Genomic DNA, 16,833 nt, shown 5'->3' with positions numbered 1-16,833 from the left:
TTGTTAATGGAAATATTAAACCTTGAAAAAATTGAAGGGGATTCAAAAAGAGTGGAAGATATGTTATTTCTTCTCGACGAATTTTATATTCCTACCATCAGCAGTATTGTCAGTATCCCTCATTATGCGAAAAAACTCCTAGAGAAAGCACATGTTTATATACCCAAAGTCGGTAATCAAGATTGTGGGGTATTGGCATTTTATATGAATGATAATATTTCAAAAACCGCTTTTATTTCTTCCATTGGGCTATTACCGGCATATCAGGGAAAGGGGTTAGCGCTTTTGATGCTGGAATTTTTTGAATCAACATGTAAAAAGAACTATTTCAATCAGCTTCAACTTGAAGTTCATCAATCTAATACCAAGGCAATTAAATTTTATAAAAAGTTCGGGTTTGTACCGGTTGAAGACAGAGGTCTTTTTATCCTTATGAAGAAAGAAATCAATTGTGATGGATAGTGCACCTTTACTGAGTATCTGCTGTATTACCTTCAATCATTTTAATTATATAAGATCGGCTTTAGGAGGGTTTATCAATCAAGATGTTGACTTTCCTGTAGAGATTCTTATCCACGATGATTGTTCCACTGATGGTACCAGAAAGATTATTTGGGAATTTGGAGAAAAATATCCAGATAAAGTATTTCCGGTTTTGCAGTCAGAAAACCAATACTCTAAAATAGGGCCTCAGCGAATGGCTTCAAATTTTTTACAGCAGGCCAAAGGAAAATATATAGCATTGTGTGAAGGGGATGATTATTGGACAGACCCGTTGAAATTGAGGAGGCAAGTATCATTCTTGGAAGAAAATCCTGATTTTTCAGTTTGTTTTCATGGATGTCAGGTTTTGGAAAAGGGGATTCTTAAGGATGATTATATTACAGCCAACCGATTAGACAGAGGCAAATCAGTATATGATACTTATGATTTGGCTAAAGGAAACTTTGTTCACACCCCATCAATAGTCTTTAGGAATACTCCAAAAATATATCAGGAGGAGATGTTTTTGAGATCAGAGGTGGGAGATTATATGTTGCTGCTGCTGCTTTCTTTGGAAGGAAAAATAAAAAGACTGGATGAAAATATGGCAGTTTATAGAGTCCATGGTGATGGCGTATGGTCCAATATAAATGAAAAAATAAAGAAGGATAAAATCATTGCTTATTTGAGGTTATTGGAAAAACATTTCAAACATCCATCAGTCAATATCATAGCCTCCCGATTAAAATATGAGATCTATGGAAGAATGAAGTCCAATCTCAAATCCATGAGGTTAATTGATTTTATGACAGATTTCTTCCTGTTTATTAGACTTAGATTGAAGTATGGGGGATAAGATTTTTGTAGTTGTCGTCACCTATAATGGCCAAAAGTGGATCAAACAATGTCTGGAAAGTGTAAAAAAGATTGATGTTCCTTTTGAAGTTGTCATTGTTGATAATCTTTCCTCAGATCAAACTATAAGAATTATTAAGGAAGATTTTCCGGAATACACCTTATTGGCTTTGGATTCAAATCTGGGTTTCGGAAAAGCGAATAATTTAGGAATTCAAAAAGCTTTAGATAGTGGGGCAACCTATATTTTTCTATTGAATCAGGACGCTTATTTTTTTGAGGGTTCTTTACAAAAAGTTCTCAATGGAACTGCAAGGATTGAAAATTTAGGAATCATTTCGCCTATTCACTTTGCCAATGAAGATGGTGTCTTGGACTTTCAATTCAAGAATTATGTTCAAGATTATTTTGGTTCGGATTTCTTGATTGATTTTGAAAAGAAAGAATTGAAAAATTTCTACCATTCGCAATTTATCAATGCCGCAGCCTGGTTAATTCCCTCGGCTGTAATTAGAAAAGTGGGCTTGTTCCATCCTGTCTTCGATCATTATGGGGAAGACGAGGAATATGTTAATCGGATTAAACATCAGGGACTTCAAGTCTATATCAGTTCAGAATTTTCAATCATCCATGACAGGCCTCAAAGTAGGGGGCAGTCAATTTTTTTTTTACCACAAAAAATCCTTACCCGGAAGCTTTTGATTGATAAATTAAAAGGTAAAAAGAATGGAGCAATTAAGGTCTTTATTCAATATTTGCGACTAGCCTTAAAATCCATAAAGAGAAAAGATTCCTCCAATTTTGCAGATTGTATTAAAGAGTATTTTAATTTTTTGAAAAAGAAAAGAAGTCTTGGATAAGAATAAAATGAGGACAAGACTTTTTATTGTTGTTAATTTTTTGGGAAGTAAAACAGAAACCTTTATTAGGGATCAGATAAACTATTTTTATGCGGTTCAGCCAAAATCTACTAAAGTGTTATCTCGCGGGAAATTGGATTCATTTATACCTGGAAATGATATTTTCATTGGGTTTCCAAACAGCTACCAAGTGAGGCTTAAGTATTTATTAAAAAACATCTTTTTTTTCAGGGTTGAGGATTTATTCAAAGTTGTCAACTCAATTGGGTTTGTTAGGTATTACCTTAATTTGGAGTTGTTTTACCATATTCTCTTTTTCAGAAAAAACAATCTTGATACCCAAGTACAAACAGTGATGTGCCATTTTGGTAATAATGGAGTGCTGTATGAAAGGTTAAAATTTTTCAATGTTTTTTCAAAAGAGGTAAAGATTTTTTGCCAGTTTCATGGATTGGATGTGAATCCTAAAAAGTATTCCAAACAATTTTATAGAAGACTATTTAAAAATGGAGATGGTTTTTTTTGTGGATCTCAATTTATGAAAGAGCAGGTCATCAATCTAGGGTGCCCCGGTTCAAAAATAAGTGTTATTCCATGTGGCATTGATCCTTGGCAAATTTCAGAAAAAAAGTATTTACAAGATGATCGGATCAATTTGATATTGGTAGGAAGATTGATTCCATTGAAAGGTATTCACCGATCGGTTGAGCTTGCCAAACTTTTAATTGAAAATAATTTTCACAAGTTTCACTTTACCATAGTTGGAAATGGGGCCTTATTTGAAGGTTTATTGAAATCAATTTCTGACTTGGAATTGAAAAAGTATTTCACTGTTTTGGGAGAACAGGAACATGGGCAGGTGAAGGAATTGATGGGCAATTCTGATGTCTTTCTGTATTTGGGAACTGCAGACGCAAGTGGTAGAAGAGAAGGGCAAGGTGTTTCACTTTTAGAAGCTCAGGTATCTTATTTACCGGTATTGACTACAGACTCGGGTGGTGTAAAGGAAATGGTCCTCCATGAAAAAACCGGATTTGTATTTGAGGAAAATGACTTAAAATCAATAGCTGAGAAAATTAAATGGCTTTACCATGATGTTGAGCTTTTAAAAAAATTAGGACAAAATGGGAGGGATTTTGTGATAAATAATTTTGATCAAAAAGTTTTGTTCAAAAAACTTGAATCAAAAATTTTGGAGCCGAAATTTTCGGATTGATGGTGAAGGACTATTTGGTTTCAGTAATTATCCCTTGCTATAATGCGGAAAAATTCATTGGTGAAACCATTGAATCAGTTTTAGATCAGACCTGGGCAAAAATTGAAATAATCGTTGTAGATGATCAATCTACTGATAACAGTTTTTCAATTATTGAAACTTTAAGCAGTCAGTATCCAAACATAATCAGAGTTTTAAAGCAGGAGAAAAAAGGAGCCTCTGCGGCAAGAAATCTGGGTTTTCAGGAATCAAAAGGGGAATATATTCAATACTTGGATTCGGATGATATATTGGAAAAAAATAAAATTAAAAACCAAATAGAGGCATTAAAAGATTGTGATTCAAATACAGTTGTTTTTGGGAAGTGGACCCATTTTTCTGATAGTATTCTAGATGTCAATTTTGAGCATAGACCCAATTACAAATCTTCTGAATCAGGGTTGGAATGGCTCTTAGATAATTGGAGTAATGGTCAGATGATGGCAAACTGCTCTTGGCTTGCATCACGGGAGTTGATTCTAAAGGCAGGTGATTGGAAGGAGGATTTATTAATGAATCAAGATGGTGAGTTTTTTTGCAGGGTATTATTAAAATCAGGCAAAGTGATATTTGAACCTGAAGCAAAAGTTTTTTATCGTTTACCAAATTCCCAAAACGTAAGCCGACAAAAATCTTTCGGAGCATATAAGTCAATGCTTGGAAGTTATCTCAGTTATCAATCCAATATATTGGAGGTAGAGAATAGCAATAGAACAAGAACTGTTTTGAAAAAATTGTTTTTGAAATTTATCTATGATGTGTATCCGCTATATCCGGAATTGATTACCAATGCAAAGGATAATATCTCAAAACTCAATGTAAAAGATGAGGTGTTCATTGGAGGACCAAAATTTCAATCAATCAGTAAATTGATTGGCTTTTATAATGCCATTAAGCTTAAAAGATTTTTGAGTTAATCTATGTTCAAAGAGTTTTTTAGAAAGCCGTAAAAATTGTTTAGTGTAATAATTCCCTTATTTAATAAATCCAAATACATAAAAAGAGCTATTGATTCTGTATTGGAACAAAAGTTTCAGGAATTTGAAATTATAGTGATTAATGATGGGTCTACCGATGGGGGTGAAAATGAAGTTCTTAGATATTTTGCCAATAAGGTCAAATTATTAAGTCAGCCTAACAGGGGAGTTTCTTCGGCAAGGAACGAAGGAATAAAAAATGCAACTTTTGATTACCTGGCATTCTTGGATGCAGATGACTATTGGCATCCAGATTATCTATCGGCAGTAAGGCAAGTATTGATTGAAAATCCAACCGTTGGTATTATCGGGACAAAATATGATTCTATAAAACTTGAAGATGGGAAATCAATTAAATACCACCATCTCACAAACTATTTTAAGATAGCCCCAATCAATATTATGTTTTTTACCTCAGGTACTGTTCTGAAAAAAGAGTTTTTCGACAAAAACCCAGGGTTCGATGAAAGGTTAAAGTTGGGGGAAGATGTGGATGTTTGGTTGAGGTCCTCGCTTTATTATGGAGATGGAATATATATATCAAATAAATTAGTATTTTATGGTCAAGATGATTCCCAAAGAGCTACCCAAAAACAGTATTTAATTGAGGAAACTGTTTTCAGTAAACTCATAGAAGAGAATTATTTTGAAAATTCGGCTGAATCCTCAAAAGTTTCAAAAAAGGATTTCAACAAGTTTATATCAAAGTATTTATACTTTAACTTATTTAATTTTTATACACTAAAGGAGAACATCCAGAGAATAAACCGGATTTTAATTCAGATTCCCAACAATTTTTTTCTAATGAGCTTTCCCTATAAATTCCCTGATAGTGTATTGAAGAAAATCTTTGATTCTGATTGGATTAAATTTCACTTCCGAAATTACTTGAAGTTTTGTGTGAGATATATTTATAAAAATTGAAAATAGTTCGGATAGTTTCAGAGCTTGATTTTGGTGGGGTTGAAAAAGTTTTGGATAACACCATACCTGAGATTAACAAGATTGCGGATGTAACCATTATCGTACTTGGAAAAGGAGGACGTGTAGCTGAAAATTTATCAAAATCCGGAGTAAAGGTCATTGTTTTGGGCAAGTCTCCTAGAATTCCCAATTTTTCAATATTTTATGAATTGAGGAAATTGATAAACCAAATTAAACCTGATGTAATCCATTGCCAAGGAAGTGAAGCAAATTTTCATGGGATATTGATTGGAAACCTGATTAAAACACCAATGATCATAGGTGAAGAAATAGGCTTACCAAACCACCATAGTTATTGGAAGTGGATCTTTAAATATGTTTACTCCAAAGCCCATTTTGTCATTGCAATTTCAGAATCAGTCTCAAGCTATATCGTTCGATTAGGAGAAGTTCCTTCAGAAAAAATCAAGGTATTGTATAATCCTGTTGGAGGTCAAATTACAGGAAACTCAGAAGAAAATGTTTCCACACAAGGAATTGATTCAAACCAAAGCAGTCAATTCAAATTCATTTATACAGGAAGATTAGTTAAGATAAAAAATCTTGAGCGTCTTATCAGTGCTTTTTCTTTACTTTATAAATCAAATAGCTCCTTTGATTTTAAGTTATGGATTGTGGGTGAAGGTCCGGAGAAGGAAAGTCTTGTTGAATTATGCGAACATTTACAGATTAAAGACCAGGTCATTTTTTGGGGATATCAAGAAGATGTGTTTTCTTTTTTAAGGAAAGCGGATGTATTTGTTTTGCCTTCCTATACCGAAGGATCCTCAGTATCACTGATTGAAGCCATGAAAGTTGGATTACCATCAATTGTCACAAAAAATGGAGGAACCTCAGAAGTAATTGGAGGGAGTGGAAGTGGGGTTTTAATTGATCCGAATAATGAAGAGGAAATATTCCATGCAATGAATAGAATGGCAGATTTGTCAGCTTCCGAAAGACTCCAACTTGGTGAAAAAGCAAAAAATGAGATCAAAAGGTTTTCGGTTGAAGCTTATCTTGAGCAATTAATGAAGATTTACCAAAACGATCAAGATTAATGAAAATCCGGATTCTACACTGTATTGAAACGATTTCATCAGGAGGAGTTGAGAGGAGGAGAATGTTTTTGTCAGAGTACTTGGACAAGGATAAATATGAATTAAAAATAATCTGTACTTGGGCAGGAGGCCCTATTGCTGATAAATTAAGAGAGTTGGGTGTTGAATTGATTGTAGTTGGTTCATTTAAACATCCTTTTGAATGGCAAAAACATAGAGATGTTTTGAATGTCATTAAGAGGTTCAGGCCACATATTATTCATGGAGCTATTTTTGAAGGAATGACCATGGCTGCAATAGGTGGGTCAATTGGTCATGTTCCGATTATTATATTGGAGGAAACTTCTGAACCGACTACGAGATCCAAGAAAGCGATATATCTTCAAAGAATTTTTGTAATGTTATCAGATAAGATAATCGGTATTTCTCCAGCAGTCTGCGATTTTCTGATCAAGAAAGTGAAAATATCCGAAAAAAAGGTTTTGTTGATAAACAATGGAGTGCCAATACCACCAAGAGGTAATGAGAAGGATTCAAAAAGCTTGAAGGAAAAATATGGGATTTCAGAAGGTGATTTTATCATTGGTTCAGTAGGAAGAGTGTTTAATGATGTCAAAAGATTTTCAGATATTTTAGAGTCGGTTAAAATAATTAATTCTCCTAAAATTAAATTTTTGCTACTTGGAAAAGGGCCTGATTTGGAGATGTTGGAGGACATTGCCAAAAAGATGGGAATTGAAAAACAATTTATATCAGTAGGCTATCATCATGATCCAAATCCATTTTTTAACATCATGGATGTTTTTTGCTTGCCATCCGCGCATGAAGGATTTGGCTTAGCAGCTGTGGAGGCCATGCTACATGAATTGCCGGTTATTGCAACAAAGGTTGGCGGTCTTAAAAATATTGTGTTGGATGAAGTAACAGGTTTTCTAATTCCTCCTCAAAGGCCCAAATTATTGGCGGAAAAGATACTAGATTTGTTGCATGATCCTTTGAAGCGAAAAAAATTAGGTCAATCAGGATATTTAAGGGCAAAGGAGAATTACACTTCTGAAAGATATTGTAAGGAATTAGAAGATTTATATTTGTCAGAGCTTGGAAAAAAAGGTTAAAATTTCATAATGAAGAGAATTTGATTTCATTTATAAATAGTTTAAAGATTGCTTGATCTTATAGTAATAGTTATTTGTTTGATTTTCTTGGTCAATTCCAACAGTAGCATGGCCAAGAGGTTTAAGGTGCCTCATAAATATGAGTTGCACCTACATTATCTGCTTTTTTATCATCTTTTTTTTAGTTTATTCTTTACTTATTATATTTTAAATTTCGGTGGTGACTCTCAAGGTTATTGGCGATTTGGGATGGAACAAGTCAAAATTATCGACCCTGATTGGATGAAGTATTTTGGTGAGGGGACTACATTCATTTTATGGTTATGTTATTTTCCAAGTCAGGTTTTGGGTTTGAGTTATGTTACCGGCAATATTCTATTTGGTTTTTTAGGATTTATGGGGATCAGGTACATCTTTATTATGGTAGTAGAATTGTTCCCTACTAATCATTCAGTCTTGAACATTCCTTTATTTCCATTAATCTTTTATTTTCCAAACCTACATTTTTGGTCATCAGGAGTTGGGAAGGATTCAGTCGCGTTTTGGGGAATAGCACTGTTTTTATTTGGGATTCAGAATTACAGATCAAGATGGTGGATGGCTATTGTTGCTTTATTTTTTGTTTATTTCACTAGACCTCACATGGGACAGGCATTAATTGCAGGTGCTGGAATAGCCATTTTATTAGGAACTGAAATTAAAAAAGAATATAAATATATTTTGGGGGCCTTGGCATTGTATTTTGCATTTTCATTGATGGATAGTACTCTTGCAGCTTTGAAATTGACTGATTTTTCTTTAGAATCAATGGAGGCATTTTCTGAAAGCAAAGTTTCAAATCTTAATAATGCGAGGGTGGGTTCAGGTGTGGATATTTCATCCTATTCATGGCCAATGAAATTATTTACCTATATGTTCAGACCTTTGTTTTTTGATGCCCATAATATTATGGCCTTTATGAGTTCTTTTGAAAATGCACTCTATCTTTGGTTGAGTTTTTTTATTTATCGGAATTGGACACCTGAAGCGATCAGAGATATGCCTGTTTTTATAAAAGCCGGGATGATTACTTTTGTTCCTGTAACCTTAGCTTTTATGAATGCACTGAGTAACCTTGGTATAGTCATGCGTATGAAAAACATGACCATGATCTATTTCTTATTGTTCTGTTTCTTTTTGATTTCCTATAATAAACATCTACGTCATTTGAGGGCGCAAGAAAAAATCAGGTATTATCAGCGGAGGGAGGAGATTATTGAGGCGAAGAAGAGGGCGGCGGCGGCCCCCTAAATCAAAATGAAAAAAATCCTTTTTCTTCCCAAGTATCCGCGCATGGGTGCAAGTAGTAGGTTGAGGACCTATCAGTTTTTACCCTTGTGGGAAGAAGCGGGGTATGGGGTGCGGGTAGCTTCTTTTTTTAATGAGGAGTATTTGAAGGATGTATATAGGCGGCGTAGGCCCGGAATATGGAATGTATTGGGCTGTTATCTGAACAGGTTTTGGGTGTTGATGGGGGCTTGGCGGTATGATTTGGTATGGGTGGAAAAGGAGTTGTTTCCTTACTTGCCGGCCTGGGCGGAATGGATATTGGCGCATTTGGGACCGGGGTATGTGGTGGATTATGATGATGCGGTATTTCACCGCTATGATACACAGGGGAATTTTTTGGTCAGGAATTTATTGGGGAGAAAGATAGACAGGGTAATGGCAAGAGCGAGGATGGTATTTGCGGGGAATGAATATTTGGCAAAAAGGGCCGAGGAATCCGGGGCAAGGTCGGTTATTTTGTTGCCCACAGTGATAGACCCCACCCGATATAGAAAAAAGGAGGCGAAAGAATCCGGTAAGGTTTGGATAGGTTGGATAGGTTCTCCCTCGACCTTGAAATATGTGAAAGCCATCAAGCAGGAATTGGAAGAAGTTTGCCGGGAAGCCAATGCCGGATTGTTATTGGTCAATGGGCATGATGGTTTTTCCTTTCAGGGGGATTTGAAGATGATACCCTGGTCAGAGACTGGGGAGGTGGCGGCCATTTTGCAGATGGATATCGGCATTATGCCTTTGCCCGACGATGAATGGGAGCGGGGCAAATGTGCCTATAAATTGATTCAATATATGGCCTGTGGACTGCCTGTGGTGGCATCGCCTGTAGGGATGAATGTGGAGGTAGTGAGGAATGGGGAAAATGGTTTTTTGGCTGCTGGTTCAGCCGAATGGAAGGAGGCCTTATTGACCCTGGTACGTGATGCAGGCATGCGGAAGCGTTTGGGAGAAAAGGGGTTTGAGTTGGTTCAGGAGCGGTTTACGTTGAGGGGGAATTTTGAGGTGATGAGGGGGAGGAAAGGATGAAGGATAAGGGATGAAGGATGAAGGGAAAGGTAGATTTTAGATTGATGATTTTAGATTTGGGGATGTAGAAGGATTGAACTTTCATGATATAGGTTGACAGGTTCCCTACCTAAACCCCAAACCTTGTTGATAACTTTTCTGGTGAAAACCAAAAGTAGGAATTATATTTAATTTATCAGGATAAGCGGAGAAGGGCTCTGCTGGGGAGCAACCTTTCAAGGAATGATCCTGATCGACTGAAAAGGCCAGAGGCCATGGGCAGCCTAAACTTTTTTGGGCTGCTCTTTTTTCAAGGCTCTTTTTGGTCGCTTCATGCCTCCTAAAACCCATTTTTATTTTGACCGAAATCATATAGGGTGTGACCGGGTTTTTCAGACAAGCCCGAAATCTTTTTCTCGAACTCCACAGGACTGAGCCACCCCAGGCCTTCCTGTTTTCTCTCATAGTTGTAAACATGTATGATCCTTTCGAATTCTCTTTTCAGACCTGCTTTTTCCCATGCCTTTATGGTAGGCACCAGATGGTGTTTGATCAGTCCGTTCCTCTGCTCGGCATATCCGTTCATCAGACAGTTTTTTGCACAGCTTACGCGGACTCCCAGTTTATTTAGGCCTCCGAGGTAGAGGGCCGAGAAATATTGGGTCCCGCCATCTGTGTGGTGGATGCAGTCCATCAGGTTCTCCTTCCCTCTGAGTCCGACCCATTGGTCCTGTGCGGATTTCGCATCCTCTGCCCTCATACTTTCCCCAAAACCGGAACCGACTATCCTTGCGCTGTAAATATCGGTCAGGCAGAAAAGAAAATAGCGCCTCCCACAGATATTGATATAAGTCAGATCACCTACCACGGCCATATTTATATCGTTGATAGTCAGTCCATTGAGCAGATTGGGATAGTTCCAGCTCTGCATTGAAGACTTTGTGGTGACAATCCTCGTGTTCAGCGCCGGAAGCACCAGTCCATTTGACGACATGAGACGCTCGAATTTGTTTGTCCCGATGCCATACCCGGATTTGATCCCAAGGTTGTGGAAAACAGATCTCGAACCCGCCCTTCTATCTTTCTCCAGTCTGTAAGACTTTACCAGTACGGCAAACTCCCCAACCATCCGGCACTCCTCCTTGTACCGCTGGGCGGCCTTCGAAAAACCCTGCCGGCTTATGCCGACATAGCTGTAGAATCTTTCCATTGGAATCCCATGCACTGACAGACTTCCCCTGAGCGACATCAGCAACGGGACCATTACTTTTTTTTGAAATTTTCTCCAAGTTTTTCCTCGGCCAGAATGATCAGTTCCTTCTGGTAGACAAGTTCAACTTGCTGTCTGCCGATAAGCTCAAGCAACCTGCGGTTTTCCTTCTCAAGTTCACGCAGTCTGTCAATGTCCCTGCCAGTAGTCACAATTATCTTCTCTGGAAGCTTCTTCTTACCGAAACGGACCAACCATCTTTTCACACTCTCCACCTTGACCTCATGCAGCCTACTTACCTCAATTATTGAGACCCGGCCACTCTCGATCAGACAGACTTGTTCTTTACGGAATTCTTCGCTGAAACGCCTTCTCCGCCTCTCATCTATTGTCATGATAATTTCAATTTAAGAAATTTATCCACAATTTTGGTGTCAACCTATATCATGAGAGAACAGATGAGGAAAGGATGACGGATGAAGGTTGGGAAAGGTAGACCTGCCTGCAGGTTTTAGATTGATGATTTTAGATTTGGATTTTGGGTATCAAAAAGGGTAGGAATAGAGTTTGCGTTCCACATTTCGGTAAACAGGTTCGGTTTTCCAAAATAGAATCTGTGACCGAAATTGCTTAAATCGTTGCCTTCATACCCCGGGCTGCGGTGCAGGGAGGTTGGTGGAAGACGAAAGACATTTCGAAGCACCTTACCCGGGGCTAATCAAAGTTCAGCCCGCTTTGGGGCTGTGGCAAAAAAACCTCAGTATTAAATCCAATCTTATGTCTGTAGGATAGTGGGGAGGAAGACAATGAGCCGGGCCGGCACTGGCCTTGCGCGCTGATAGGATCTCATTGTCTTGTCCCGATAGCTATCGGGATTGTTACTTTTTTGGTCAAGCAAAAAAGTAAGAGAATTAATGTGAAAAAGATGAATTGGACTTTACTCACTTAATTTAACATCAATAATCAATTAACCGATTTAGGTTTACGTTCCACATTTCGGTAAACAGGGTCGGTGTTCCAAAATAGAGTTTGTGACCGAAATTTATTAAATCGTTGCCTTCAAGACCCCGGGCTGCGGTGCAGGGAAGTTGGTGGAAACCTAAGGATTGGTGAAGCACCTTACCCGGGGCTAATCACAGTTCAGCCCACTTTGGGGCTGTTGGAATAAAAATCTCATTTCTACACTTTCACAAATTCGTAGGGGTAGCAGGGAGGAAGACAATGAGCCGGGCCGGCATTGGCCTTGTGCGCTGATAGGATCTCATTGTCTTGTCCCGATAGCTCGGGATTGTTACTTTTTTGGTCAAGCAAAAAAGTAAGAGAATTAATGTGAAAAAGATGAATTGGACTTTACTCACATAATTTAACATCAATAATCAATTAACCGATTTAGGTTTACGTTCCACATTTCGGTAAAAAGGGTCGGTGTTCCTAAATAGAATTTGTGACCGAAATTACTTCATCGTCGCCTTCATACCCCGGGCTGCGGTGCAGGGAGGTTTGGGGAAACCTAAGGATTGATGAAGCACCTTACCCGGGGCTATCATAAATCGCCCTTTCAGGGCTGCTTGCGTTGTCCGAAGACTCTGGCTTCGTGACATCTGAGTACGGAGTTTCCAAACTCCGGTGTCTACCCCAATAATACCGAAATTATGCATCTCGGGACAGGTGCTACAGGTCTGCAAATTCCTCCCGTATAGGGTTTGCATTCCACATTTCGGTAAAAAGGGTCATCGTTCCAAAATAGAATCTGTGACCGAAATTGACTCGATCTTCGCCTTCTGACCCCGGGTTGCAGTGCAGGGAGGTTGGTGTAAACCTAAGGATTGATGAAGCACCTTGCCCGGGGCTAATCAAAGTTCAGCCCGCTTTGGGGCTGTGGCAGAAAAACCTCAGTATTAAATCCAACCTTATTTCAGCAGGGTTGCGGGCAGGAAGACAATGAGCCGGGCCGGCATTGGCCTTGTGCGCTGATAGGATCTCATTGTCTTGACCCGATAGCTATCGGGATTGTTACTTTTTTGGTCAAGCAAAAAAGTAAGAGAGAAGAAGTCAAAAAAATGAAGTAAACGTCACTCACTTAAAAGGACATCAAAAAAACAAACCTCTAAATAGACCTGCGTTCCACATTTCGGTAAAGGAGAGCTGTGTTCCAAATTTTTTAGATACAAGACATTAGACATGAGATGAGAGACAGGTTTTTGAATTCCGAAAAGGGGACTTAACTCACTTAAAAGGACATCAATAAATCTTTTTAGAAAACTAAAGGCATTTAGATTTCTCTCTACGTTCGAAATGACAAAAACAAGAAAACTGGATAAATTGAGAATATACCTTCACTAAGGTTTAGCAGGCAAGCCCCAAAAAAATAAAACATCATCAAACCGCAAAAAAACCTTCTCTTCATCACCTGGGACTCAGATAGCAGCAACTACCTGGAATCCTTGTTCTTCCCGATACTGAAAGGAATTCAGGAAGAAGGTGGCATAGCATGCCATGTAATGCAGTTTTCCTGGGCAGGTGCTGCGGAGGTGAAGCGGATAGGGAAATTAGCTGAGGAAATGGGATTGCATTATAGCCATCAACCTATTCACAGGCGACCCTTGGCGGTATTGGGGGCATTGTTGTCGGTATATCGTGGTGTGTTCCATATCCGAAATTATGTCAAGGAGCACCAAATCAATCTTCTGATGCCCCGGAGCACCATGCCGGCGATGATGGTGAACAGGCTGAAGGACTGGTTAAAAGGCAAATAGATCAAGGTGATTTTTGATGCAGATGGGTTGCCTTTGGAAGAAAGGGTGGACTTTTCAGGGCTGAAAGCCAGTTCCAGCCAATACACCTTTCTGAAGCGGGAGGAACGCAAGATCATCAATATGGCAGACCATGTGATAACCCGATCCAAAAAGTCCGTGGATATTCATTTGGGGGCTATTGGAGTAAAATTTGCCCCTAAATTCCATGTAGTCAGCAACGGGCGGGATGAGTCCATGTTTTATTTTGATGCCAAAAACAGGGATCAGGTCAGGGCTGAATTGGGATTGGGGAAAAATGACATCCTGTGGGTTTATACCGGTACTTTGGGAAAACCATACTTGGTAGAGGAAATGCTGGCGCTATTTGAAACTTTTCTATCCAGGGGGAACCAAGGTAAATTTTTGATTCTTACCCGAAATCCTGACTATCTGAAAGATAGGGTTTCACCTGAATCCGAATCTCACCTGATTGTCAGGGCAGGAGCATTTGCTGATGTTCCAAGGTTCTTGATGGCCGCGGATTTGGGAATGAGTTTGCGGAGTCCGGCACCGAGTTTGGCCGGATTGGCGCCCATTAAATTGGGGGAATATTTACTTTGTGGGTTGCCAGTTTTGGTTTCCCGGGAGGTGGGAGATACAGAGGAGTTGCTGGAAGACAAGAACTTTTGCTGCTTCTATGAAAAGGGAAAGGAGGCGGAATTTTTGGCATGGTTTGAAAATTTAGGACCGATCCATCCTGAAACGATTCATAAATTTGGCCTGGCCCACTTTGGGCTTAAATCAAGCATTGCCCAATATTTAAAGGTTTTGGATTTTGGGGGAGAGGGGTGAGGGAAAGGAAAGGCTTTTGACACGATTGAATCAAAGAAAGCATTCAAGAGAAGAATTATACTTGTCCTTGTCACCTCGAGTGGAGAAAATTGGCATTTACAGAAAGGGTAATGACATCGGGTTCTGCGTCATTCTGAACGAGCTTTCTGAAATACTTATAGCAATCTGAAAATATTACAGCGAAGTGAAGAATCCCCTATACCTCAGGAGACTCTTCTCTACGTTCAGAGTGACGCTCCGGAATTCTGTCATTGGTAGTATTGAAAATTGGCATTTACAGAATAGAAAATGACATCAAACTGCCCGTCATCCAGAGGTACGAGGGATCTCCAGAGGTTCTATTTATGTTAATTCTATCATTAACTGAACCTCATGAGATGCTTCCTTACGTCAGCATGACGACTGCTCCGAAAATCTGTCATTGGTACGATAGGAGAGGTCTAATAACCTGAGGCTTTACAGATTTCTCTCTACGTTCGACATGACAAGGAGAGGTCTTTGGCACTTTTGAACCAAGAAAAGCATTCAAGAGTACTATCCAACTTTGCCTTGTCACCTCGATCCCGACAACAGTACGGGAGAGAGGTCTATACCCTGAGGGTTTACAGATGTCTCTCCCGATAGCAATCGGGATCGACATGACAAGGCGAAGTATTTATCATAATTCAACCAAAACTGATACCCCACCTAATTTCCTAAATTTCCAACTGCACACTGCGACTGCCTACTGCCTACTGCGACTGACACACTGCCCACTGAGACTGCCCACTACCATCACTACCTACCTAATCATAACCCTCCTCTTCACCTTTTTCCTTTGGGACAACCAGCGGATAGGGAAGAAGAGAGGTTTGTCCAAGAAGGATGGACTTTGGTTACAAGCGCTTTGGGTTTATCATTTCGGTTTTGCTTTTGTGTTCTATTATTATATCCTAGAAAACGGTGGGGATGCGTTGCGGTATTGGGCATTGGAGGCTGAGGGGGTGGAAAATCCGGATCATTGGATGGGGTATTGGGGTCAGCGGACACATTTTGTGCAATGGCTGAATTATGTACCCGCCAAAGTCTTGGGATTGGATTTTTTAGCCGGGGATGTATTGTATGCGGCTTTTTCTTTTTTGGGTATCAGGGAAGTATATTTCTGGATGCTTCGAATCAAGCCAATCAAACCTTGGATGGAATGGGGTTTGATCGGAATTTTCTTTTTGCCCAACCTTCATTTTTGGTCCGCGGGAGTTGGGAAAGAGGCCTTGTTGTTGGTGGGATTGGTTTGGGCATTGAAGGGTTTTGTTTCCCTTGAGGATCATTGGAAAGTAGTGGGGATTGGGGTTTTGTTGTCCTTTTGGGTCCGGCCTTTGCAGGGAGTGGTTTTGGGGGGAATGTTGGGGATTTATTTCTTTTGGCAAAAAGAGATTCCCCTAAGGTTGAAATTAGGTGTGGGATTAGGGATGGCGGTGGTGATGGCAGTGGGTATTTGGCGGATTTTGCAATATATGCACCTGGAAGAATTGTCGATTAAAGGCTTGATGGCCTTTAGCAGTGGGCAGATGGATTTTTTGAGGGATTTTGGTGCAGGTTCTGAAATTCCTATGGAGACATATAATGTTTTTGAAAAAGGTTTTGCCTTGTTTTTTCGGCCATTTTTGGGGGAGGTAGCAGGTGTTTGGCAAATGGGGGCGGCATTGGAAAACAGTATAGCGCTTTCGCTGGCTTTGGGTTTGTTGGCTGTTTTGCCTTTTTATTTTGGAAGGAATATTAAATTCCCCATTCCTCCTTTTCTTTGGGCGGGGTTGATTTTTGGGTTGTTGATGGCGATAGCCTTTGCCTTCACCCTCAATAATCTGGGGATCATTATGCGGATGAAGAGTATGTATATGTTGTTTTTTTATTTGTTTTGCTTTGGTGGGGTTTGGGGAAGGATGAATTTTAAGAGAGCCAAGAATCAAGAACCAAGAACCAAGAATTTTTAAAAATAGGAATGGTGGAAGATGGAAGTTTAGGTGAGTACCCGAATAGGATTCCCGTTCCACATTTCGGTAAATAAGATCAGTGTTCCAAAATAGAATCTGTGACCGAAATTATTCCGACGTCACCTTCATGACCCCGGGTTGCGGTGCATGGGGTTTGGTAGAAACCGAA

Annotated in this window: 15 protein-coding genes; 13 read left to right on the top strand and 2 right to left on the bottom strand. The window is 39.3% G+C overall.

Translation table 11 applies throughout. The features are described 5' to 3' along the window. The first annotated feature begins 6 nt into the window (after window positions 1–6). The 10 genes from B9A52_RS23445 (at window position 7) to B9A52_RS23400 (ending at window position 9,918) form a co-directional block, all read left to right on the top strand. Entirely contained in the window at window positions 7–462 is a 456-nt protein-coding gene (locus B9A52_RS23445) for a GNAT family N-acetyltransferase (RefSeq protein ID WP_084123004.1), read from the top strand. Then, entirely contained in the window at window positions 455–1,339 is an 885-nt protein-coding gene (locus B9A52_RS23440; protein ID WP_084123003.1) for a glycosyltransferase family 2 protein, read from the top strand. Before B9A52_RS23445 ends, B9A52_RS23440 begins: the two co-directional genes overlap by 8 nt. After that, window positions 1,329–2,198 (top strand): glycosyltransferase family 2 protein, encoded by an 870-nt coding sequence (locus B9A52_RS23435; protein ID WP_084123002.1) that lies wholly within the window; start codon window positions 1,329–1,331, stop codon window positions 2,196–2,198. The genes B9A52_RS23440 and B9A52_RS23435 overlap by 11 nt, the downstream gene beginning before the upstream one ends. 7 nt (window positions 2,199–2,205) lie before the next feature. Continuing rightward, the gene (locus B9A52_RS23430) at window positions 2,206–3,414 is read left to right on the top strand and encodes a glycosyltransferase family 4 protein (protein WP_084123001.1); all 1,209 of its coding nucleotides are present in this window, start codon (window positions 2,206–2,208) and stop codon (window positions 3,412–3,414) included. Further along, the gene (locus B9A52_RS23425) at window positions 3,414–4,370 is read left to right on the top strand and encodes a glycosyltransferase family 2 protein (RefSeq protein WP_084123000.1); all 957 of its coding nucleotides are present in this window, start codon (window positions 3,414–3,416) and stop codon (window positions 4,368–4,370) included. The genes B9A52_RS23430 and B9A52_RS23425 overlap by 1 nt, the downstream gene beginning before the upstream one ends. Before the next feature lie 36 nt (window positions 4,371–4,406). Continuing rightward, entirely contained in the window at window positions 4,407–5,354 is a 948-nt protein-coding gene (locus tag B9A52_RS23420) for a glycosyltransferase family 2 protein (protein WP_084122999.1), read from the top strand. Next, window positions 5,351–6,454: a glycosyltransferase gene (locus tag B9A52_RS23415; RefSeq protein ID WP_084122998.1), complete on the top strand. Its 1,104-nt coding sequence runs from the start codon at window positions 5,351–5,353 to the stop codon at window positions 6,452–6,454. Before B9A52_RS23420 ends, B9A52_RS23415 begins: the two co-directional genes overlap by 4 nt. Further along, window positions 6,454–7,569 (top strand): glycosyltransferase family 4 protein, encoded by a 1,116-nt coding sequence (locus B9A52_RS23410; RefSeq protein ID WP_084122997.1) that lies wholly within the window; start codon window positions 6,454–6,456, stop codon window positions 7,567–7,569. Before B9A52_RS23415 ends, B9A52_RS23410 begins: the two co-directional genes overlap by 1 nt. A 249-nt stretch (window positions 7,570–7,818) precedes the next feature. Further along, the gene (locus B9A52_RS23405; protein ID WP_231955392.1) at window positions 7,819–8,859 is read left to right on the top strand and encodes a hypothetical protein; all 1,041 of its coding nucleotides are present in this window, start codon (window positions 7,819–7,821) and stop codon (window positions 8,857–8,859) included. Between the two features lie 6 nt (window positions 8,860–8,865). Then, window positions 8,866–9,918, top strand: coding sequence for a glycosyltransferase family 4 protein (locus B9A52_RS23400; protein ID WP_084122995.1), 1,053 nt, complete (start codon window positions 8,866–8,868; stop codon window positions 9,916–9,918). A 319-nt stretch (window positions 9,919–10,237) separates the two neighbouring features. Here the strand turns inward: B9A52_RS23400 and B9A52_RS23390 are convergent, their stop codons facing one another. Both B9A52_RS23390 and B9A52_RS23385 read right to left on the bottom strand, forming a co-directional pair. Next, window positions 10,238–11,161, bottom strand: a complete 924-nt coding sequence (locus tag B9A52_RS23390; protein ID WP_084120665.1) for a DDE-type integrase/transposase/recombinase — start codon at window positions 11,159–11,161, stop codon at window positions 10,238–10,240. Continuing rightward, the gene (locus B9A52_RS23385) at window positions 11,161–11,502 is read right to left on the bottom strand and encodes a transposase (protein WP_084120666.1); all 342 of its coding nucleotides are present in this window, start codon (window positions 11,500–11,502) and stop codon (window positions 11,161–11,163) included. The genes B9A52_RS23390 and B9A52_RS23385 overlap by 1 nt, the downstream gene beginning before the upstream one ends. Window positions 11,503–13,551: 2,049 nt before the next feature. Between B9A52_RS23385 and B9A52_RS26045 the strand changes: the two genes are divergently transcribed. The 3 genes from B9A52_RS26045 (at window position 13,552) to B9A52_RS23370 (ending at window position 16,664) form a co-directional block, all read left to right on the top strand. After that, window positions 13,552–13,863, top strand: a complete 312-nt coding sequence (locus tag B9A52_RS26045; protein WP_197687260.1) for a hypothetical protein — start codon at window positions 13,552–13,554, stop codon at window positions 13,861–13,863. Window positions 13,864–13,869: 6 nt separating this feature from the next. After that, window positions 13,870–14,694 carry a glycosyltransferase family protein gene (locus B9A52_RS23375; RefSeq protein WP_197687259.1) on the top strand — a complete coding sequence of 275 codons (825 nt, stop codon included), beginning with the start codon at window positions 13,870–13,872 and terminating at the stop codon, window positions 14,692–14,694. 608 nt (window positions 14,695–15,302) lie between these two features. Next, window positions 15,303–16,664: a hypothetical protein gene (locus B9A52_RS23370; RefSeq protein WP_157370276.1), complete on the top strand. Its 1,362-nt coding sequence runs from the start codon at window positions 15,303–15,305 to the stop codon at window positions 16,662–16,664. Window positions 16,665–16,833 lie beyond the last annotated feature (169 nt).

The sequence above is a fragment of the Aquiflexum balticum DSM 16537 genome (genome assembly GCF_900176595.1).
In the GTDB taxonomy this organism is placed as follows: domain Bacteria; phylum Bacteroidota; class Bacteroidia; order Cytophagales; family Cyclobacteriaceae; genus Aquiflexum; species Aquiflexum balticum.
Note: the sequence above shows the minus strand (reverse complement) of the source record. Positions and strands in the feature narration are given on the sequence as shown.